At 62.4% G+C, this 20359-nt stretch carries 16 protein-coding genes; 5 read left to right on the top strand and 11 right to left on the bottom strand.

Annotation, left to right across the window (positions count from 1 at the left end; all coding sequences use genetic code 11):
* Window positions 1-7: 7 nt before the first annotated feature.
* From ACTIGF_RS14850 to ACTIGF_RS14830, 5 genes are all read right to left on the bottom strand, one after another.
* A complete protein-coding gene (locus ACTIGF_RS14850) occupies window positions 8-1267 on the bottom strand; it encodes an ABC transporter permease (protein WP_439637733.1) in 1260 nt (419 codons plus the stop codon).
* On the bottom strand, window positions 1267-1989 hold the full coding sequence (locus ACTIGF_RS14845; RefSeq protein WP_439637608.1) for an ABC transporter ATP-binding protein: 723 nt from the start codon (window positions 1987-1989) through the stop codon (window positions 1267-1269). Before ACTIGF_RS14845 ends, ACTIGF_RS14850 begins: the two co-directional genes overlap by 1 nt.
* A 40-nt stretch (window positions 1990-2029) precedes the next feature.
* Window positions 2030-3316: a DUF547 domain-containing protein gene (locus ACTIGF_RS14840; RefSeq protein ID WP_439637607.1), complete on the bottom strand. Its 1287-nt coding sequence runs from the start codon at window positions 3314-3316 to the stop codon at window positions 2030-2032.
* A gap of 156 nt (window positions 3317-3472) precedes the next feature.
* On the bottom strand, window positions 3473-4450 hold the full coding sequence (gene trxB / locus ACTIGF_RS14835; protein WP_439637606.1) for a thioredoxin-disulfide reductase: 978 nt from the start codon (window positions 4448-4450) through the stop codon (window positions 3473-3475).
* 93 nt (window positions 4451-4543) lie between these two features.
* Window positions 4544-5446, bottom strand: coding sequence for a mitochondrial fission ELM1 family protein (locus ACTIGF_RS14830; RefSeq protein ID WP_439637605.1), 903 nt, complete (start codon window positions 5444-5446; stop codon window positions 4544-4546).
* Window positions 5447-5564: 118 nt separating this feature from the next.
* Here ACTIGF_RS14830 and ACTIGF_RS14825 point away from each other — a divergent pair, with 118 nt between their 5' ends.
* Together ACTIGF_RS14825 and ACTIGF_RS14820 are read left to right on the top strand one after the other, a co-directional pair.
* Window positions 5565-5960, top strand: a complete 396-nt coding sequence (locus ACTIGF_RS14825) for a BlaI/MecI/CopY family transcriptional regulator (RefSeq protein ID WP_439637604.1) — start codon at window positions 5565-5567, stop codon at window positions 5958-5960.
* Complete coding sequence (locus ACTIGF_RS14820; RefSeq protein WP_439637603.1) at window positions 5957-7381, top strand: M56 family metallopeptidase; 1425 nt, start codon at window positions 5957-5959, stop codon at window positions 7379-7381. The genes ACTIGF_RS14825 and ACTIGF_RS14820 overlap by 4 nt, the downstream gene beginning before the upstream one ends.
* 115 nt (window positions 7382-7496) lie before the next feature.
* Here ACTIGF_RS14820 and greA read toward each other — a convergent pair whose 3' ends face one another.
* On the bottom strand, window positions 7497-7970 hold the full coding sequence (gene greA, locus ACTIGF_RS14815) for a transcription elongation factor GreA (RefSeq protein ID WP_022701568.1): 474 nt from the start codon (window positions 7968-7970) through the stop codon (window positions 7497-7499).
* Window positions 7971-8017: 47 nt separating this feature from the next.
* Window positions 8018-11278 carry a carbamoyl-phosphate synthase large subunit gene (gene carB / locus ACTIGF_RS14810; RefSeq protein ID WP_439637602.1) on the bottom strand — a complete coding sequence of 1087 codons (3261 nt, stop codon included), beginning with the start codon at window positions 11276-11278 and terminating at the stop codon, window positions 8018-8020.
* A gap of 261 nt (window positions 11279-11539) precedes the next feature.
* Between carB and ACTIGF_RS14805 the strand changes: the two genes are divergently transcribed.
* The gene (locus ACTIGF_RS14805; RefSeq protein ID WP_439637601.1) at window positions 11540-13489 is read left to right on the top strand and encodes an alpha/beta hydrolase family protein; all 1950 of its coding nucleotides are present in this window, start codon (window positions 11540-11542) and stop codon (window positions 13487-13489) included.
* Here the strand turns inward: ACTIGF_RS14805 and ACTIGF_RS14800 are convergent.
* The 4 genes from ACTIGF_RS14800 to carA form a co-directional block, all read right to left on the bottom strand.
* Window positions 13486-14118, bottom strand: coding sequence for an HD domain-containing protein (locus ACTIGF_RS14800; protein WP_439637600.1), 633 nt, complete (start codon window positions 14116-14118; stop codon window positions 13486-13488). The genes ACTIGF_RS14805 and ACTIGF_RS14800 overlap by 4 nt on opposite strands.
* 3 nt (window positions 14119-14121) lie before the next feature.
* The gene (locus ACTIGF_RS14795; protein WP_439637599.1) at window positions 14122-14697 is read right to left on the bottom strand and encodes a hypothetical protein; all 576 of its coding nucleotides are present in this window, start codon (window positions 14695-14697) and stop codon (window positions 14122-14124) included.
* Between the two features lie 270 nt (window positions 14698-14967).
* A complete protein-coding gene (locus tag ACTIGF_RS14790) occupies window positions 14968-16530 on the bottom strand; it encodes a peptide ABC transporter substrate-binding protein (RefSeq protein ID WP_439637598.1) in 1563 nt (520 codons plus the stop codon).
* Window positions 16531-16591: 61 nt separating this feature from the next.
* Window positions 16592-17767 (bottom strand): glutamine-hydrolyzing carbamoyl-phosphate synthase small subunit, encoded by a 1176-nt coding sequence (gene carA / locus ACTIGF_RS14785; RefSeq protein WP_439637597.1) that lies wholly within the window; start codon window positions 17765-17767, stop codon window positions 16592-16594.
* Between the two features lie 206 nt (window positions 17768-17973).
* Here carA and ACTIGF_RS14780 point away from each other — a divergent pair, with 206 nt between their 5' ends.
* Window positions 17974-18441, top strand: a complete 468-nt coding sequence (locus ACTIGF_RS14780; protein ID WP_439637596.1) for a GatB/YqeY domain-containing protein — start codon at window positions 17974-17976, stop codon at window positions 18439-18441.
* Window positions 18442-18499: 58 nt separating this feature from the next.
* The gene (gene dnaG, locus ACTIGF_RS14775; protein ID WP_439637595.1) at window positions 18500-20338 is read left to right on the top strand and encodes a DNA primase; all 1839 of its coding nucleotides are present in this window, start codon (window positions 18500-18502) and stop codon (window positions 20336-20338) included.
* Window positions 20339-20359 lie beyond the last annotated feature (21 nt).

Raw genomic sequence — 20359 nt, 5'->3', positions numbered from 1 at the left:
AGCGCCTTTACAATTTGATCGTCATGCCGTCAGCGAGGGAGTTGCGATAGGCGCGCCAGGCCGGAAACAGGCCCAGTATGGCTGCGGCCCCAGTAACGGCGCCGACAATGGCCAAATCGTAAAGGCCAGGCCGCAATCCCGGCAATACGATGCCAAACCGCGCTTCCAGAAACGGGGAGAGCAGGTTCAGCGCGCCATAGGTCGCCAGTGCGCCCAGAATGGCGCCGGCGAATGCGACCAGAGTCGCTTCAGCGACCAGCAGGACAAAGACATGGCCGGGGCGTGCGCCCAGGGCGCGCAGGATCGCCATTTCCCGTCGCCGCTCGTTCAGGCTGGTCAGGATGGCGGTCAGAATGGACACCAGACCGGTCAGCACCACAAAGGCCGCGACAGCGGCGAGGGTGCGTTCCGCCACGCCCACAATGCTCCATAGCTGCGAAAGGGCGACACCGGGGATCACCGCTTGGAGCGGCTCTTCGGGATAGGTGTTGATGGCGCGCTGCAGCCGCAGCGCCGCCACCGGGCTGTCCAGACCCACGAAAAAGGCGGTCAGCTGGTCCGGGGTCAGGTCCATGGCGCGCAATTCATCCGCGGAGACTGTGGCGCCGGATCCGGTGGCGCCGCCCAGATGGATGGCTTCGATGGCTTCCAGAGTGACCATGACGGACTGGTCCAGCGGCGTGCCGGTCGGCGCCAGGACGCCCACCACGGTGAACGGATTGTTGTCATGCTCAATAAAGCCGACTTCGCCCATGCCATGGGCGACAATGATCTCGTCCCCGGTCTGATAGCCCAGCTCGCGCGCGACGGCGGCGCCGATCACGGCTTCAAACAGGCTGTCGAAAGACTGACCGCTGGCGAACTCCAGATGGCGGCCGCGGCCATACTGGTAGTGCTCAAACAAGGTCGGCGTCGTCCCGATGACCCGATATCCGCGATGGGAATCGCCCAGGCTGATCGGCACGGTCCAGGCCACGCCCGGCGCGCTCGCCACCGTCTCATAGCTGTCCCAGGTGATGTTGTTGGTGGCGTCGCCGATATGGAACACTGAATACAACAGCAGGTTCACAGGGCTGGAGCGCGCGCCGACGATCAGGTCCACTCCTGAGATGGTGTTCTCAAAGCTCTCACGCGCGCCATGGCGCACCTTTTCCACGCCCAGAAACAGCATCACCGAAATGGCGACGGTCAGGACGGTCAGGATGGCGGTGGCGCGGCGGTTGGCGATGGAGCGCAAGGCGAGGTTCAGGACAGGCAGACGCGCCATCATGCGGTCTCCTTCGCACTGGCGGTGTTGATTTCACTCAGGTCCATGGCGCGGTCAAATTGCGCGGCGAGCCCGCCATCATGACTGACGAACACCAAGGCGGCGCCTGATGCGGTGCACTCCTCCTTGAGCAATGCGATGAAGGCGTCGCGGCTGTCCGCATCCAGCGCGGAGGTCGGCTCGTCCGCCAGGATCAGTCCCGGCTTGCCGATCAGGGCGCGAGCGGCGGCGACGCGCTGTTGCTGGCCGACGCTGAGATTGGAGGCGCGCTGGGACCAGACCGCTTTGGCGTCAAGACCCAGGCGTTCCAGCAGCCGATGCGCTTCGACCTGTTCGCCGCCGGCGGCTTCCGCCTGGCGCGCACGCTCGGATGAGAACCGGCAGGGCAGCATGACGTTTTCCCCCACCGGCAAATAGGGCAGCAGGTTGAACATCTGGAAGATCACGCCCAGATGCGCCGCACGGAACGCGTCGCGCTCCGCCGGGGACAGGGTCTGCATCGGCTGGCCCAGGATGTTCAAATCGCCTGATCGCGGCGTCAGAATGCCAGAGATCAGCCCCAGAAGAGTGGACTTGCCCGACCCGCTGGCGCCGCGCAGGAAAATCCGCTCCCCCGCCTGAACGTCAAACCCTTGGATGCTTAAGACCGTTGAATTGGCGGTGTATCCGAACGTCAGATTCTGGATCGACAGAACGGTCTGCTTGCTGGGGGAAGAAGGCATTTTACCCTACATGGGTCTAGGAATGACTGAGTGTGTATCCTTAGCGCCCTTCGGGTTGATTGTCGTCCCTGTCAACAAGTTGGCCCTGAGCGCCGCCGCTTCGAGAGTGATCTGAATCCTCTGTTGCGATATCCGTCACGATGACGCGTCCCAATTGACCGCTGCGCAGCAAGCGCAAACGGCGTTCTTGAATATCCACGATGAAGTCACGCGTGACGGGCGGGACGGGATTGCATCCGCCCAGAGAGGCGGCCGCGCCTGCTGAACCGCTGGATGTGCCAGCCACTTCTTGAACATTTCTGCGAACGCCGCCGCCGCAAGGGCCTGCCCCGTTGGTCAAGTCGGCAACATTCCAATCATATTGGTTTCTGACGACCCGGTCTGCATCATCAAGAAGTTCAGCGACATCATCATCGGCGAAGCTGTCCAGATGGGCGATCAGGTCCTGCGGCCAGTTCGGGAACATGTGTTGGGCTTCAAAATACATCGGGGACACGCGCAAGGGCGGCGCGGTGTTTTCCACCCCACGCAGCGCGTTCACATATTCCTCGGCGTTACGGTTCAGCAAACGCATCACATTCGTACCGGTATAGGCGCGCGCCTGAAGACTGGGGCTGCTGACTGCGCCGGAGAAGAACCCGTACAAGACAACAGGGTTATCCCAATACCGGGCCACGATATTTAACCGGATATCGTTCAGGCTGAGCGGGACGCCCTGAATGGTGGTGACATGGCCTTCGTACAGGGAGCCGCCGTCATCAAGTCGAATTCTGTCTACATTGCGTAAGGGATAGCGCTTGGCGATTTCGTCAATGACGATGACGTTGTGCAAGTTGATCCAGTAGGCGAGTTGTTCGTTCCGCCCCAGATTTGAAAGCGGCATGTTGTCTGGCAGGGCTTCCAGATCCTGTCGATATGAACTGATCGCTTCTTTGTGAAAGTCTTCGAGCAAGTGAAAAATGACTCGATTGCTCTCAGTGCGATAACGAGAGGTGCTTTGCCCGGTAATCCGGCTGCCTGTTTCAATAATCCGGCCTCTTGGAACGTACCGGTCGCTCATGCCCACATCAAATGTGATGGCTCCGAGCATTTCACTCCAGACCTGGTAATCGATCCTTGTTTCGCTATCAGCAGTATAGGCCGCGAATGTTTCAAATGAGGGGGGCTGATTCTGGGCGCTCGCCATGGCTGCACTGCTTAGAAACCAAGCCATGATTGCAACAATCATTTGTTTCCACGCTTTGCTCATGATCTCACGCCCCCGTGTGTAAAATGCAAAATTCAAAGTGGTTGTGACCGCACGCATTTCAAGTGAAATTCGTGTCATGTCGCGGTTTTCCCGGCCCACCAGAAAGGCCGCCTGCACATTGCAAGGCGGCCAAAATCATCCGTGCAGGATGGGCAGGGCGCGGGGCGCTGTCGTCGATCTCACACACGCTCGTGCATCATCGAAGCCGCGCCCCGCAAATTGAAACCGGGGTGGCTAGGCTGCGTCAGACGCCTTGTCGCGCGCCGCGTCGAGGGCGGCGAGATAGCGTTCCGCTTCCAGCGCCGCCATGCAGCCCATGCCCGCCGCCGTGATGGCCTGGCGGTATTTGTCGTCGGTCACGTCGCCTGCGGCGAAGACGCCGGGGATCGTTGTGGAGGTGGAATCGGGCGCGGTGACCAGATAGCCGCCTTCCTTGGTTTCCAGCTGACCGGTGAACAACTCGGTCGCCGGGGCGTGGCCGATGGCGATGAAGACGCCGTCAGCGGGGCGGTCCTCGATCTCGCCGGTCTTGACGTTTTTCAGCCGGACGCCGGTGACGGATTTGACGGGCTTGTCTTCGCCGGTGACCTCTTCAAGCTGGCTGTCCCAGACCACTTCCACCTTGGGGTGGTTGAACAGGCGTTCCTGCATGATCTTTTCCGCGCGCAGGGAATCGCGGCGGTGCACCAGCGTCACTTTCGAAGCGAAATTGGTCAGAAACAGCGCTTCTTCCACAGCGGTGTTGCCGCCGCCGACCACGAAGACTTCCTTGTCGCGATAAAAGAAGCCGTCGCATGTGGCGCAGGCCGAGACGCCATAGCCCTGATACGCCTGCTCGCTTTCAAGGCCGAGCCATTTGGCGCTGGCGCCGGTGGCGATGACCACGGCGTCGGCGGTGTAGACCACGCCGCTATCGCCGGTCAGCTTGAACGGGCGGGCGCTGAGATCGGCGTCGACGATCAGGTCATCAGCGAAGGCCGTGCCCATGTTTTCCGCCTGCGCCTTCATCTGCTCCATCAGCCACGGACCCTGGATGGGGTCGGCGAAGCCGGGATAGTTCTCGACATCGGTGGTGATGGTCAGCTGACCGCCCGGCTGCATGCCTGCGATCAGCAGAGGCTCCAGCATGGCGCGAGCGGCGTAGATCGCGGCGGTATAGCCGGCGGAACCGGAACCGATGATGACAAGCTTGGCGTGACGGGTCTCGGCCATGGCCGACTCCTTCATGATCATGAGCCGCGCATCAGCCCCTTAAGGCGGGCCGTGCGCAGGCGGAACGGGTTTGATGGCCCTGATGTCGCCTTCCTAGGCCAGAATTTCAAGCACGGCGTGCGCCGCCCTGTCGGTTTCGTGAAGCGGATCATAGCTCCAGCTTTCCAGGCGGCCCAGATAGGGGCGCACCGCGCCGACGCCTTCAAGCCCGGCGTAAAGCAGACGGAACTTGCCCGGATCGCCGTCCACGCCCAGCCGGTAGACTGGCGCGCCAGTGGCGGCGGCCTCGCACAGCATGTTGGTTGAGTCCTCGGTGACGCAGATCCAGTCCGCCGCCGCGAGAAAGGCGAAATAGGGATTGGGGCCTTCGCCATCATGAAACCAGACCCGTTCGGCCTGGCCATAGCGACTGCGCAGCGCCTCGGTCAGGGCGTGCGGCGTGCGACGCGACACGGTGATCATCAGCGATCCCGACTGACGCCGTATTGAATCCGCCTCGTGCAGAAGGTTCGCGCAGGCGGCGTCGGTGAAGCGGTGATGTTTGCTGTCGCCGCCAACCAGCAAGGCGGCGTGCGGGCCGGGCAGGGTTTCCAGCCGATCCGCGAAGGCGCTGGCGCCTTCGTTCAAACGCTGCGGCGTGATGCGGTTGGGCGATCCCAGAATATTGAGCACGTTCGGTCCGTGCATCCGGTCATGGCGCGGCGCGATGATGAGGTCAAAGAGGTCGGCCTGGCTGCGCGGCTTTTGCACATAGACAAAGCGCGTGCGCCGCCAGCGCCGGCGATGCAGCGCCGCCGCGCGCACCGCCGCCCGGCCGCAGCCGATCCATAGATCCGGCTCGATCATGCTCGGCTCCGGCAAGCGTCCAGTGCGAGGCGCCTGGATGGGAAGAATCTGGAGCGGGGTCAGCCGCCCAAGCGCTTCGGCCAGGCCAAGCGCCTGATTTTCAATGCCCCGACGCCCGTCAGAGACCACAATGCATGAGCGTGTGTCCATGCCCGACATCGTCGCCGGAATGCCTTTTGGGTCAAGCGGGAAGGGCGGTTCGGTCGATTTTGAGTTGACGTCTGTCAGAATCATGTGACAGATGTAGCGTAAACAAGCGAGGTGTCACATGGCAGCCGAACCCAATCCCAGCGAGCTCGCAGTGCTCAAGGCGCTCTGGTCCCATGACCGGCTTAGCGCTCGTGAAGTCCATGACCAGATCGGCGAAGCGCAGGGCTGGTCCTATTCCACTACCCGAACCGTCATCCAGCGCATGGTCGACAAAGGGCTGGTGAACAAGGACAGCGTGCACGGCCTCGCCGTGTTCGCGGCGGCCGATCGCAAGGTCGATCTGATCAGCCGCTTGGTGAGTGACTTCACCAAGCGTGTGTTGGAAGTCGATGGTGTTCTGCCGGTGTCGGCCTTCACGGGGAGTGCGTTGTTGAACTCCGAAGAGCTAGAGGAACTTGAGCAAATTCTGGAGGTGACGGCTTCACCCCCATCTGAGAAGCGATCAGACTCATGAAGGCGTTATGGAGTGAAGTCTTGATCGGTTTGCTGCTCAGCCTGCCACTGGGGCTGATCTGTTATAGACTGGCGGCCAGTCTTGAAGGAGCTGCAGGCTCCCGAGCAGACCGGATCTGGACCCTGGCCCTTCTGATCACGCTGGCGCCTCTCCCTTTAGCGGTCGTGACGAATTTCGTGGGGGAGCATTGGGAGCCACCGCAGATCTGGCCGACTTTTAGTGGCATGCCAGTGTTCTCTTCAGAACTGGAAGAGCCCGTTGGTCTGGAGCCTCTGGGCCGGATGGCGGAGTCTTACACGCTGGCAGGTGTGCTGACACTGATCTGGGTGTTGGGAGCAAGCGCGCGCTTTGTGATTGAACTGATCCGGTCCTGGCGCTTGCACAAGACCATAAGGCGCACATCTCTTGCGTCTGCCGATTTGATTCAGGCGATCTTGCCACGTGCGACTCATCAAGGCGTGGCGCTGGATATTCGCCAATCTGAGCAGTCAGGCTCGCCATTTCTATGCGGGGTGTTTCGGCCCTGCCTGGTTTTGCCGCCGTATTATTCTGTCTCCCAATCAAACCTCGACATTGTCGATCATGAGCTCGCGCATGCGCGTCGGAGAGATGTCCTGACAGCTCTGCTGATGAGAGTGCTCGGGCTTGTGTTCTGGTTCAATCCGGCTTGGTGGGCGTGTGAACAGCGTCGTCAGCTCGCTGTTGAGATGGCGTGCGACGCGGACGTTCTGCGTCGCAAAGATACCGAAAGGGTCCGTTCTTACGCCCGGGCGCTTTTGGACACAGTGCGTACGGATTCGGGGTCCGCACCTGCTGTTGGTTTCGGCGTAACCTACAAAGAGGCGCTCAAAATGCGACTGATCTCAATTCTATCTCCCGCACCATCCCCGAAATGGCGGCGGCTCATACTTGGCGGGCTAGGGGCTGTCAGCCTCCTTGTTGGCGCCGCAGGCCTGCAATTGGCCCAGGCGTCCGGTCGAGCCATCAATGCGCCGGTGTTCTCGCATGTCGTGCTGGAAGGGCGGTTCACGTCTGGGTACGGCCTTCGCACCATACCCTCGGGACTACCGGAGTCAGCGCGCAATCATGGCGGTGTGGACGTCGCCGCTCCGCTCGGCTCTCCCGTGTATTCACCTGCACCCGGTCACGTCTTTTACGTCGGCGACAATTACCAGGGCTCACCAGCTTGGGGACATGTCATCGGGATTGATCATGGCGCTGGCTGGACCACTCTGTACGCCCATTTGGGCGACATGCATGTTGCGGTCGGGGACCAGGTCACAGCTGGGTTCGTCATTGCGGACGTGGGCCAGACAGGGCTGTCGACAGGCCCGCATGTGCATGTGGAAGTGCATCAGAATGGCGACCGGGTCGACCCGGAAATGTATCTGCCGGGCCTTCATCCGATAGCTAGCCAATAGGGCCGCCCCGAACGGTCCTCAGTCAGACGGATCGGTCAGGACCGGTCCGCCTGACGCCAAAAAGCCGGCGGATCACTCCGCCGGCTTCTCTCTGTCGTCTGCAGTTCGGCCGAGCCTATTTCCACTCGACCTTGAGGATCTCGTAGCTTTTCACGCCGCCCGGCGCGTTGACCTCGACCACATCGCCTTCTTCCTTGTTGATCATGGAGCGGGCGATCGGGGAGGAGAGCGAGATCTTGCCCGATTTCACATCGGCCTCGTCATCGCCGACGATCTTGTAGGTGCTCTCCTGCTCGGTGTCCTCGTCCACCACGGTGACCGTGGCGCCGAACTTCACATGGCTGCCCGACATCTTGGAGATGTCGATGACCTGGGCGCGAGCGATCTTGTCCTCAAGCTCCTGCACGCGGCCTTCGATCCAGCCCTGCCGCTCCTTGGCGGCGTGGTATTCGGCGTTCTCGGACAGGTCGCCATGTTCGCGCGCTTCGGAAATCGCGGCGATCACGGCAGGCCGTTCCACGCTCTTGAGGTGTCTGAGTTCTTCGTCGAGCGCTTTGTGGCCCTCGGCGGTCATCGGAATTTTCTGCATGAATGTCCGGTCTCGTGATCAGTGCTCTGACGAACTGACAACTCTACTCAGCCGCCAGACGGCCTATTACGATAGGATTGCAATGAGCGCGGTTCAAGCTGGCCTGCATCAATCGCCGCAATTGACTTCACTGCGGCCCGTGAAGCCGACGCTGTCGTATAGCATGGAATCTTCATTTCCAGCGCAGTTCTGCGGATCGAATAGCTGTCGATCATGGAGCGCTGACCCTCGGTGGTGTTGAACACCAGCTGCACTTCGCCGTTCTTGATGGCGTCAACAATGTGAGGGCGTCCTTCAAAGACCTTGTTGATCGGCTGAACCGCGACGCCCGCCTCTTTCAAGGTCGCCGCCGTGCCCGAGGTCGCCAGCAGTTTGAAGCCCAGAGCGGTCAGACGATGACAGGATTCAATCATCATCGGCTTGTCTGATTCTTTCAGCGAGACGAACACCGTGCCCGATTTCGGCAGGTTTACGCCCGCGCCCAGCTCGGCTTTTGCGAAGGCGGCTTCAAAGCGTTCATCAATGCCCATGACCTCGCCGGTGGAGCGCATTTCCGGGCCGAGAATCGGGTCGACGCCGGGGAAGCGCGAGAACGGCATCACCGCCTCCTTCACCGCGATATGGCGGCTTGGCATGGCCGGGGTCTCGAACTCTGACAATTTCGCGCCGGCCATCACCTTGGCGGCGATCTTGGCCACCGGCGCGCCGATGGTTTTCGCCACAAACGGCACGGTGCGGCTGGCGCGCGGGTTCACCTCGATGAGGTAGACCATGTTGTCCTTCACCGCGTACTGCACGTTCATCAGGCCCTTGACGCCGATGGCTTTCGCGAGGGCTTTCGTCTGGCGGCGCAATTCGCTGACGGTCTGGTCAGAGAGCGAGTAAGGCGGCAAGGAACAGGCGCTATCGCCCGAGTGCACGCCCGCTTCCTCGATATGCTCCATGATGCCGGAAATCCAGACATCCTCGCCGTCGCAGACCGCGTCCACATCCACTTCGGACGCGTCTGACAGATAACGGTCGAGCAGCAGCGGCGCCTTGCCCGACACATGCACGGCTTCGCGGATATAGCGGCTGAAGCTCTCGACATCGCGCACGATCTCCATGCCGCGACCGCCGAGCACGTGCGACGGGCGCAGCACCAGCGGGAAGCCCAGCTCCTCGGCCATGACGCGCGCTTCAGCTTCATCATGGGCGATGGCGTTGGGCGGCTGTTTCAGGTTCAGATCATCCAGCAGCGCCTTGAAGCGTTCGCGGTCTTCAGCAAGGTCGATGGCGTCCGGCGCGGTGCCGAGGATCGGCACGCCCGCCGCTTCCAGCTCCGGCGCCAGTTTCAGCGGGGTCTGGCCGCCATACTGGACCACCACGCCCAGCAGCTCGCCCGATTGCATTTCGGTCTCGATCAGCTCCAGCACGTCTTCGGCGGTCAGAGGTTCGAAATACAGCCGGTCCGCGGTGTCGTAATCGGTGGAGACGGTCTCGGGGTTGCAGTTCACCATGATGGATTCAATGCCCATCTCGGCGAAGGCGAAGGCCGCGTGACAGCAGCAATAGTCAAACTCGATGCCCTGGCCGATCCGGTTCGGCCCGCCACCCAGAATGATCGCCTTTTTGCGATCCGTCGGCGCGCTTTCGCATTCGCCGCCGCGCTCATAGGTCGAATACATATAGGGGGTGGGCGAAGCGAATTCGGCCGCACAGGTGTCCACGCGCTTGTAGACGGGGCGTACGCCGAAGGTCTTGCGCAGCGCCTTCACCTCGGTCTCCTCGACCTTGGCGAGGGTTGCCAGACGCTTGTCGGAGAAGCCCATGGATTTGAGCTTTAAGAGCTCGTCGCCATTTTGCGGCAGGCCCAGCATGCGCACCTGTTCTTCGGCGTGCACGATCACTTCGATCTGACGCAGGAACCACGGCTCATAAAGGCACGCGCTCTGGATGCGCTCCACGGTCAGTCCTTCGCGGAAGGCCTGGGCGATCACTAACAGGCGATCCGGCGTGGGTTGCGACAGCGCCGCCAGCACGGATTGATGACGCGCGGCCTCGTCTTCGGCCTGGTCCAGACCGTCGATCTCGATCTCGTCAAAGCCCGACAGGCCGGTTTCCAGGCTGCGCAGGGCTTTTTGCACGCTTTCGGCAAAGCTGCGGCCCATGGACATGGCTTCGCCCACCGACTTCATGGAGGTGGTCAGCGTGGCTTTCGCGCCGGGATATTTCTCAAAGGCGAAGCGCGGGATCTTGGTGACCACATAATCGATGGTGGGCTCAAAGCTCGCCGGGGTCGCGCCGCCGGTGATGTCGTTGTCGATCTCATCGAGCGTGTAGCCGACCGCCAGCTTGGCCGCGACTTTGGCGATGGGAAAGCCGGTGGCCTTGGACGCCAGCGCGGAAGAGCGCGACACGCGCGGGTTCATCTCGATGACCACCATGCGGCCATCCTTGGGGTTCACGGCGAACTGCACGTTCGAGCCGCCGGTCTCCACCCCGATCTCGCGCAGCACGGCGATCGAGGCCGAACGCATGCGCTGGTATTCCTTGTCGGTCAGGGTCAGCGCGGGCGCGACGGTGATGGAATCGCCGGTGTGAACGCCCATAGGATCGATGTTTTCGATCGAGCAGATGATGATGCAGTTGTCCGCTTTGTCGCGAACCACTTCCATCTCGTATTCTTTCCAGCCCAGAACGCTTTCCTCGATCAGCACTTCTGTGACCGGGGAGTGATAGAGGCCCGAGGTGACGATCTCGCGGAACTCTTCAACATTGTAGGCGATGCCGCCGCCGGTGCCGCCCATGGTGAAAGAGGGGCGGATCACGGCCGGCAGGCCCAATTCCTCAAGCACGATCTCGGCTTCCGCCATCGTGTGCACGGTTCGCGAGATCGGGCTTTCAAGGCCGATGGAGTCCATCGCCACGCGGAAGCGCTCGCGGTTTTCCGCCTTGTCGATGACATCGGCCTTGGCGCCGATCATCTCCACATTGAACAGCTCCAGCACGCCGCGCTTGTCGAGTTCCAGCGCGCAATTGAGCGCGGTCTGTCCGCCCATGGTGGGCAGAAGCGCGTCGGGGCGTTCCTTCTCGATCACCTTGGCGACCATTTCAGGCGTGATCGGCTCGATATAGGTGGCGTCGGCCAGATCGGGGTCGGTCATGATCGTGGCGGGGTTGGAGTTCACCAGGATCACCCGGTAGCCCTCTTCCTTGAGCGCTTTCACCGCCTGAACGCCCGAATAGTCAAACTCGCAGGCCTGGCCGATCACGATGGGACCGGCGCCGATGATCAGGATGGACTGGATGTCTGTGCGCTTGGGCATGGCCGGCCTCTTAAAGTTTTGCACGCGCGCGCGAAAACGCAGCCTCTGACAAGCCCGAAACGGGGCGGAGGCGGCGTGCGGCGCTGATGATGTACGCTGAAACCCGTGCTTAGACCGGAATCGGTCGCTTGGCGAGAGGTGATTGCGGTCTATTCACATGCCAGCTGGAACGCGGGTGCGTCCGGCTGTCCAGTTGAGTGAATTATTCCTTGAAATGTATCTCTTTGGGGGAAATGTTGCTTCCTTTCGGGGGGAGCGATCATGAAAAGCATTATAGCCAGCGTCGTGTGTCTGGGGGTGGCGGTTTTCGCTGCGTCCCCGGCTGTTCAGGCTCAGACCTTGGCGGATTACGCCGCGACGCCGCTGGATTCAAACCCCCGGCTTTCGCCGAACGGTCGCTGGATGGCGACGCATTGTCGGCAGCAATCGCGGATCGCCGCTTGCGTTTATGATCTTCAGGCGAATGCGCTGCTGCATATCATTCCAGCGCCTGAAGACACCTCGCTGGAGGACGCCTATTTCGCTTCTGACGGTTATCTGCTTTTGAGCTTTTCGTCCTACAACACGCTGAGCACGTCTGAAGGCCTTCGCCATTACCTGGTCTCGCGCAGCGTGTCTCTGAACGTCGAGAGCGGGGAGGTGGTGCTTCTGGCGCCCAATCTTCGCAGCAGCACGAACACCACCAATATCGTCTCCATGGCTATCAACGACCCTGAATCGGTCTTGATGGAGATGAATTATTATCGCGACGGCCAAAGTCAGGTCGGCACGCGGTTTGAGACACGATCCGGGTTTGACAGCAGCCTGTATCGGGTCAGCCTCGAAACGGGGGGCGCGCGGCGTATCGATCGTAGCGACATCATGGGGCGCGTCGTCAGCGCGACCGGCGACGTCGTGGCCGAGACCCATTTTGATGAAGGATCAAATCTGCTCGAAATCCGCGAGCCGGGCCGGGATGGGGCGGTGATCTATTCGCGCCAGCACTTGAGTGACGCCCCGTCGATCCTGGGCTTTGTCGGAGACACGGATTTTCTCGCGATGTTCCCGAGCGAGCAAGGCGGATACCGTCAGATTGATCGCACGACCGGCGACATCTCCCTGCCGGATGAGCACGATCTGGATATCGTTGAGCGGCCTGTCTGGGGTCATGACCGACAATTGTTGGGATTTATCGGCGAGCGCGAAGGCCTCAGGGCGCAATATTTCTATGATCAACAGCTGCGAGCGGATGCGAGCGCGCTTGAGGGGGCTCTGGGGGCGCCGGTCATCATTGAATCCTTCAGCGCCGACCGGAACATGCTGCTTCTGACCCTGTCTGAACCAGGACGCCCGCAAACCTATTATTTGTACGAGCGGTCGGCAGGCAGCGTGGCCGTCGTGGCCGCCGGCTATCCGAACCTGTCTGCGCAAGATCTGCCTGAACGCCGGTTTTACACCTATCAGGCCTCCGATGGTCTGGAGATCGAAGGGGTGCTGACGACGCCGGCGGGATGGACCGAAGCTGCAGGTCCGCTCCCCTTGATCCTTTTGCCGCATGGCGGTCCCGCCAGCCGCGATGATCTGGACTTTGACTGGTGGGCTCAAGCCTATGCGTCACAAGGCTACATGGTTCTTCAGCCCAATTTTCGCGGCTCGTTGGGGTATGGCGTCGAGTTCCAGCGCGCCGGATTTGGCGAGTTCGGCGATCGGATGATCGAGGACAGTCTGGATGGGGCGCGGGCGCTGCAGGCGGCGTCATTGGCCCGACCGGGTCAATTCTGCGTCGCGGGCGCGTCTTATGGCGGGTATGCAGCGCTCAGAGCGGCGATCATGGCGCCGGAGGATGTGGGCTGCGTTGTGGCGGTGGCGCCGGTGACGGATCCGGTCAGCTTGCTGGCGGAGGCCCGTCAATCGGGCGGCGGCGTGTTCGCCTATGATTTCTGGGAACAATATATCGGCGATCTTGTCTTTGATCGCGAAGAGGCCGCCCGGATTTCGATTTTCCGCAATGCTGACGCATTGGACGCGCCGATTCTGCTGATGCATGGCGATGAAGATTCCGTCGTGCCGATCGAGGCGTCCAATGCGCTTCGGCGGAACATGTCATCAGAGCAGGCGTTTGATTTTATCCTGCTGGAGGGGGAGACCCACTTCCTGGAGCTGAGCGCCTCGCGCCAGATTCTGCTGAACCGGTCGCTGGCCCTGTTTGACGAGGTGTTGCGCGCCGACTAGCGCGTCAGCTTCTCCAACTCGCGCTGCATATTGGCGCGCGCCTGCGCTTCAAACCGGTCCTGATAGGCGGCGGTGTGAAACAGGCGTTCCCGCTCGAGCTGGCGTTTGAGAAACGCCGCGCGGCCTTTTTTATAGGAATGCGGCAGCGCCCAGACATGTTCTGCGCGCACCTGCCGGGCATACTGGTCATAGGCGTCAGGGGCGGCGCCCAAAACGGCGCAGTCCATGTCCAGAAACAATGCGTCATCAGCATCCGCCCCGCCGCCGGCATGATCCGCCGTCGCCAGAATGAGGCGGTGTACGCGCGCCGCCAGATCTTCGCTCGCGCCCATGTCCACAAGCGCCGTTTGCGCCCAGTCGGCGCTGCGCTGCTCATTGTCGCGGCGCCAGCTCTTATAGATCGCGTCATGAAACCAGGCGGCGTAGATCAGGCGCGGCAGGTCGGTGATCTGGTCCGTCTGCGCTTCGATTTGCTCAAACAGAACCGCCAGATGATCCAGGCCGTGATAGCGCCGCAGCCAGCCGGCATGATTGGCGATCACGCGCTTGCCGGTCTTCAGCTGGCGGTCTTGCAGCTCAAAGCGCACCAAGTCCGCACGCCAGAGCGTGAGGGCGAAATCGGGGGTCATGGTTTAGCTATAGGCCAGGAAGCGGGCGAGCCTGTCGGTCGCGGCCTGAGGATTACGAGCCCCCTCGATCTGGGCCAGCAGGGCCGGAGACAATGCGGTGTCATCCATATCCGTCGTCGCCGCCGCGGTTTTGCCGCTGATCACGGTGGCCGAGCCAGACTGCTGGGCGCTGACGCCGCGCTTGTCGTCATTTTCCTCAGCTTGTTGAACCGTTTCGCCTGTCGCGCCGCCCGATGCGTCGTCCGTATCTGTCAAATTGGCGCTGCCGCCATCCACGCTGGTGGCGCCGTTCGCGATTTCAGAGCCGGCTTCGTTGTCCCGGTCCCCCATGGGATTGGATTGCGCGAAATTCTGCATATCGAGCAAGGCGGCGAACAATTGCGACGACAGGCTTTCATTGATCTTGCCTGCCTTTTCCTCCCGGTTCAGCTCAGGCGCAGCGGCGGCCTGTTCGCTCTCGCGGGCGTCTTCGGGCTTTTTTGTGGGATCGGGCAGGGCCATTTCGCCCAGGGCGGCGCCTTTGGCGTGCTTGGTGTCCCACGGTGTCCATGAGGGGCCGGTAATGGCGCTCGCGCTCATGTGTCTTCTCCTGACGTCTTGTCCCCGAAGGTCGGGTCACAGGCTGCGGCAGGTCGGTCTTGCCGTCCAAATCTGCATATCGGCAGTTTCTTCCGCCTTCAGGATCGCCCCTTAAGGGGCGGCGCAACCGCTTTGCGGTCGCGCTGAACGCCTTGAAATAAAAGCGCTCTTCAGGCATTTGAACATGGCTTGGGCTCTGTAGCGCCCTGTCCGTATTCGCATGTCCGGGGAAAGAACGTGCAACGCTCATGCCGCGCTCGCGCGTCTGGCCTAGCGGAGCGCCAGATCCCGCCAGAGCTGGGGCTGGATGTCGTCAGGGGTGCGGGTGCGGTCCGAGACCAGCCAATAGGCGCGTTCATGCAGGAGCGGGATATTGGGCATCGCCTCCAGAAAGATCGCTTCCGCGCGTCGGAACTGCGCCGCCCGCTCCGCCGGGTCGATCATGGCGTAGGCGTCCGCCATCAGCGCGTCGAAATTCTCCCGCGCCGCGCCGGACCAATTTGTGTTGTCAGCGAAGCCGTTGCGGGAAAAGGGCTGCAGCATGAAGTCGGGGTCCGATTTCAGCCCGCGATCAAACCTGGCCAGCGCCACATCGAAATCCCCGGCGTCCACCGCCTGATAAAGATCGAGGGGATAGCTGGCGAGCAGCTCGCCCTCCACCCCGATTTGCGACCAGTCATCAAGCAGGGCGATGGCCAGCCGGTCTCGGTCGCCGGCGGTCGCGCGCACGGTCAGCCGCAAAGGCGATTGGGCGGTGAAGCCCGCCTCGGCCAGCAGCGCGCGTGCGCGCTCAGGGTCAGGGCGCGGCGGCGTGTAGGCGTCGCCCTGACGCGGGATCACGGTGTCTGAGGATTGCGCCTCGTCATTGAAGAAATGCGTGTTCAGGAACGCCCGGTCGAGCCCCAGGCTCAGCGCCCGCCGCACCCGTGGATCGCTCAGATGGGGCTGGGCGCAATTGAGCTTGAGATAGGTCAGGATCGGGGCGGGATAGGCGTGCAGGCGATCGCCCACAGTCTCACGCAGAAAGCCGATCTGATCGGTGGGCGGACGCTCGGCCAGATCATAATCGCCGGCCCGGAACCGACGCGCGCGGGCGGAGGGCGTATCAATCACATCCACGCTGATGGCGTTGACCTTGACGCTGTCAGCGGCGGGAAAGCGCGGGTTTTTCACCAGCTGCAAAGACAGCGCTTCGTAGCGGTCCAGCACGTAAGGTCCCGCCGAAACCCAGTGTTCGGGGCGGATCCAGTCATCGGGATACGCTTCCACCTGATAGCGGGGCAGGGGGTAGAACTCGCGCATCAGCACCGGGAAATTACCCACCGGGCGATCCAGCTCGAATACGACGGTGCGCGGGTCAGGGGCGCTGACGGCGATGGTGTCGGGATCACGCTCTCCCGCCAGCGCTTCGCGCGCGCCGATCACGGCGAAAAAATCGCCCAGATCCGCAAAACCTGTGGTGGGGTCCACGGCGCGCCGGGCCGTCCAGACCACGTCATCGGCGGTCAGGGGCGCGCCGTCCGACCACACCAGGTCCGGGCGCAGAGTGAAGCGCCAGACGCGGGCGTCTTCGCTGCGCCACGTCAAAGCCAGTCCCGGCGCCAGCCCGCCAGAGGGCGCATATTCGGTCAGCGGCGCATGGAGCTGCTTGTATAAAAGCGCGGCGGAGGCGAACTGACCGCGCAACGGGTCCAGGCTGTCAGGCTCGGTCTCGATGGCGACGCGCAACAGATTGTCTGGCGCACCTGTCCGCCCAGAACAGGCGGCGACCGTCAATCCTGTCAGCCCCGCCAACCCCGTGGCCAGCGTTTGCCGCCGTGTCAGCTCCATCATGCGCGCGCCTCCCCTTCCCGGCAGGCAGACTAGCATTGCGCCAGACGGAGCCGCTAGCGGCTTAACCGGCTTTCAGCCCGCCGACAAAGCTCTCAAAGACCTTGAAGCTGTCTTGCGGGCCGGGGCTGGCTTCAGGGTGATGCTGGACCGCCCAGACCGGCTTGTCGGTTAGTTTGAACCCGCAATTGGTGCCGTCAAACAGCGACACATGGGTCTCGACCGCGCCCTCGGGCAGGCTGTCGCGATCCACCGCGAAGCCGTGGTTCATCGACACGATCTCCACCTGGCCGGTCTCGATGTTTTTCACCGGATGGTTCGCGCCGTGATGTCCCTGAACCATCTTCTCGGTCTTCGCGCCAAGCGCCAGCGCCAGCATCTGATGGCCCAGGCAGATGCCCAGAACCGGCACGCCGGCCTCGATCACGCCGCGGATCGTATCGAGCGCGTATTCGCCGGTGGCGGCGGGATCACCCGGCCCGTTGGAGACCAGAACGCCGGCGGGGTTGAGCTTGAGGACATCGTCCTTGCTCGCCTTGCCCGGCACGACCTGTACGCGGGCGCCGGCGGAGACGAGGCGGCGCAGAATGTTGGCCTTCACGCCATAATCGAGCACCACGACGAGCGGGCCGTCTTCGGGGCCTTTGGCGAAGCCTTCCGACCAGCCCCAATCGCCGTCCGTCCAGTCATTGGCGGCGTCGCAGGCGACGGCGCCCGCCAGCTCGACGCCTTCCATCGGCGGGGCGTTCCTGGCTTGGGCTTTCAGCGCGGCGATGTCGAGCTTGCCGTCGCGCGCATGGGCGATGGTGGCCATGGGCATGCCGGTCTCGCGGATGCGGCGGGTGATGGCGCGGGTGTCGACGCCGGTGATGGCGATGATTTCGCGCGCCGCCAGCCATTCGTCAAAACCGGTTTCCGCCCGCCAGCTCGCCGGCGGGGTGATCTCCTCGCGGCTGACCATGCCCACGGCCGCCTTGCGGGCGATGAGGCTCGAGGCCTCTTCGTCTTCGGCGTTGGCGCCCACATTGCCCACATGGGGGAAGGTGAAACACACGATCTGGCCCGCATAGGAGGGATCGGCCAGGATTTCCTGGTGCCCGGTCATCGCGGTATTGAAACAGAGTTCGGCGACGGCGGAGCCGGTCGCGCCTGCCCCTGTTCCGTAAAACACTGTTCCGTCTGCTAAAATCAGAGCGGCTGTGGCCCAATCGGGCTGGGAATCGGAAGAAGTTGATTGCATCGGCTCTTGATTCTTGATCGCTTCCGGCATAGGTGCTCGCCTCCTGACACGCGCGGGACCGCGAGCTGGGCTCCAGCGGCGGGCGGTTAAACGCGCGGAACGTAGGCGAGCGGTGAGGCCGGGTCAAGCTAAAGGCAGCGCTGCAAATTCTTGTAATTCCAATGGCTTGGCGCTTATTAGCAGCGCCGCCGAAAATAGGTGCCCTCATGTCGCTTCGCGACCGCATCCTCTCTGACCTCAAAGACGCCATGCGCGCCAAGGACAGCACGCGTGTCTCCACGCTGCGCCTGATCCAGGCCGCCATCAAGGATCGCGACATCGCCGCGCGGGCGGAAGACCGCTGCGACGGCTGCGATTTGCCTGAGATCCAGGCGATCTTGCAAAAACTCCTCAAGCAACGCGAAGAGAGCGCCGAGACGTATGAAAATGCGGGCCGGCTGGATCTCGCCGAGCGCGAACGCGCGGAAGCCGAGATCGTCAGCTCTTATCTGCCGGAACCCATGAAGCCCGCCGAGATCGCCCAGGCCGCCCAATCTGTGGTCAGCGAGCTTGAAGCGGGGGGGCTGAAAGACATGGGCCGCTGCATGGCGGCGCTTAAAGAGCGCTATACCGGCCGCATGGATTTCGCCAAAGCTGGCAAGGAAGTGAAAACTTTGCTGCAAGGTCAGGCTTAGGCTCCTAGCCGTCTGACCCGCGCAGGTTTATGCTGTCGGGCTGGAGGATGTTCAGTTCGTGGCGATTCCCGACGGTTTCAAAGACGAGATCAAGACGCGCATCCGCCCATCCGAGCTGATCGGGCGTACGGTGCCGCTCAAGCGGCAGGGCCGCGAGTTCGTCGGATTGTCTCCGTTCAAGAAAGAGCGCACGCCCTCGTTTTTCGTCAATGACGAGAAGGGCTTCTACCATTGCTTCGCCAGCCAGGAGCATGGCGACATCTTCACCTGGCTTCAGAAAACCCAAGGCCTGAGCTTCATGGAAGCGATCGAGGCTTTGGCTCAGGAAGCCGGTCTTGAAGTGCCGCGCATGGAGCAGCGCGACCCCCAGCAAGAACAGCATCGCAAGACGCTGCTCGACTGGATCGCGCTCGCCCAGGAGTATTTCACGCGCTCTCTTTATGCGCCTGAAGGCGAAGAGGCGCGGCTTTATCTCGAACGCCGCGGGCTCAGCCGGTCGGATATGGAGCGCTTTGGTCTGGGATTTGCGCCCGATAATCGCCGCGGCCTGACCCGCGCGTTGATCCAGAAGGGCGCCAGCGCGCAAGACATGTCGGACGCCGGCCTGTCGATCCTGCCCGATGATGGCGGCGAGCCTTATGACCGGTTTCGCGGCCGGGTGATGTTTCCCATCAAGGATGCGCGCGACCGGCTGGTGGCGTTTGGCGGCCGCGCGATGAGCAAGGACGTCCGGGCTAAATATCTCAACTCGCCCGAGACCGAATTGTTTCACAAGGGCTCGCTTTTATACCGCTATCCCGAAGCGCGCGCCTTCGCCCATGATCCCAAGATCAAGGCCAAGGGCCTTATCGTGGCTGAGGGCTATATGGACGTGATCGCGTTTGCGCGCGCCGGGCTGGGCCAGGCCGTGGCGCCGCTGGGAACCGCGCTGACCGAAAACCAGCTGCGTTTATTATGGCGCGCCGGACCGGAGCCTGTGGTGTGCCTGGACGGCGATGTCGCGGGCACGCGCGCGGCGGCGCTGGCGGCGGAACGCGCGCTTGAATTGCTGGAGCCGGGGCGCACCTTGCGCTTTGTTTTTCTGCCCGACGGACAGGATCCCGACGACCTGTTGCGCGACCAGGGCGCCCAGGCGCTGAAAGACGCCATCAGCGACGCCAAGCCGCTGATCGACGTGTTATGGCGGCGCGAAGTTGAGTTGGAACCGCTGGACGATCCGGATCGCCGCGCGGGGTTCCGCAAGCGGATCAAGGCGTTGGTCGCCAAGATCAAGGACCCTGACATCAAGGCGGAATACCGCGCCGAGTTTGATGTGCGCATCGATGCGCAGTTCGGGCGCACGCCCCAGGCCGGCTTCCGAGCTGAACGAAATCGTGGCGGATACGCCGGGCGCGGCGCCGGTCGGCGCTTCACCCCGTTGCAGCCGCCGACCGCGGAACTGGTGGCGCAGCGCAAGCACAAATCGCCGTCCGCGCCCTTGCGTCAACTGCTGCTGGCGGTGATCGAACACCCCGAAATCGCCGAGGCTGAGGCCGAAACTTTGCTGCAAATCTCGTTCGGAACGCTTGACAGCCTTAGGGACGCGATTCTAGACGCGTGTTTCTCTGGGGAACCTCTGCCTGTCGGCGGACTGCGCGATGCGTTGTCTCGACGGGGTTTCGGGCCTCAACTGACACGTTTGGCGGTAGACAAAGCGCCGATGCGCGCCAGTCTTGGGGGGAGTGAAGCGGATGCTGACAGCCGGCTTGAGGCTTGGCGCAGACTTTCGGCTTCTTATATGGAAAGAGTTGCGCAAGACGCTCAGGACCGACCAAGACACGCCGACTTCTTTGAAGAGGGTGATTCTGACGCCCTCAAAAATTACCTCGTCGCGGAGCGGCGGGGTCGACAGCGCTAGCGCGCGCCCACGCCGCCCTAT

This window comes from Oceanicaulis sp. (assembly GCF_051859625.1).
Classification (GTDB): Bacteria; Pseudomonadota; Alphaproteobacteria; order Caulobacterales; family Maricaulaceae; genus Oceanicaulis.
Note: the sequence above shows the minus strand (reverse complement) of the source record. Positions and strands in the feature narration are given on the sequence as shown.

Excerpts from the sequence above, each read along its gene's own strand:
- ACTIGF_RS14800 (WP_439637600.1), bottom strand. The coding sequence starts at position 14,118 with ATGACCCCCGATTTCGCCCTCACGCTCTGGCGTGCGGACTTGGTGCGC.
- ACTIGF_RS14795 (WP_439637599.1), bottom strand. The coding sequence starts at position 14,697 with ATGAGCGCGAGCGCCATTACCGGCCCCTCATGGACACCGTGGGACACC.
- ACTIGF_RS14830 (WP_439637605.1), bottom strand. The coding sequence starts at position 5,446 with ATGGACACACGCTCATGCATTGTGGTCTCTGACGGGCGTCGGGGCATT.
- ACTIGF_RS14820 (WP_439637603.1), top strand. The coding sequence starts at position 5,957 with ATGAAGGCGTTATGGAGTGAAGTCTTGATCGGTTTGCTGCTCAGCCTG.
- ACTIGF_RS14780 (WP_439637596.1), top strand. The coding sequence starts at position 17,974 with ATGTCGCTTCGCGACCGCATCCTCTCTGACCTCAAAGACGCCATGCGC.
- ACTIGF_RS14840 (WP_439637607.1), bottom strand. The coding sequence starts at position 3,316 with ATGACACGAATTTCACTTGAAATGCGTGCGGTCACAACCACTTTGAAT.
- trxB (WP_439637606.1), bottom strand. The coding sequence starts at position 4,450 with ATGGCCGAGACCCGTCACGCCAAGCTTGTCATCATCGGTTCCGGTTCC.
- carB (WP_439637602.1), bottom strand. The coding sequence starts at position 11,278 with ATGCCCAAGCGCACAGACATCCAGTCCATCCTGATCATCGGCGCCGGT.
- greA (WP_022701568.1), bottom strand. The coding sequence starts at position 7,970 with ATGCAGAAAATTCCGATGACCGCCGAGGGCCACAAAGCGCTCGACGAA.
- ACTIGF_RS14805 (WP_439637601.1), top strand. The coding sequence starts at position 11,540 with ATGAAAAGCATTATAGCCAGCGTCGTGTGTCTGGGGGTGGCGGTTTTC.
- ACTIGF_RS14790 (WP_439637598.1), bottom strand. The coding sequence starts at position 16,530 with ATGATGGAGCTGACACGGCGGCAAACGCTGGCCACGGGGTTGGCGGGG.
- ACTIGF_RS14825 (WP_439637604.1), top strand. The coding sequence starts at position 5,565 with ATGGCAGCCGAACCCAATCCCAGCGAGCTCGCAGTGCTCAAGGCGCTC.
- ACTIGF_RS14850 (WP_439637733.1), bottom strand. The coding sequence starts at position 1,267 with ATGGCGCGTCTGCCTGTCCTGAACCTCGCCTTGCGCTCCATCGCCAAC.
- carA (WP_439637597.1), bottom strand. The coding sequence starts at position 17,767 with ATGCAATCAACTTCTTCCGATTCCCAGCCCGATTGGGCCACAGCCGCT.
- ACTIGF_RS14845 (WP_439637608.1), bottom strand. The coding sequence starts at position 1,989 with ATGCCTTCTTCCCCCAGCAAGCAGACCGTTCTGTCGATCCAGAATCTG.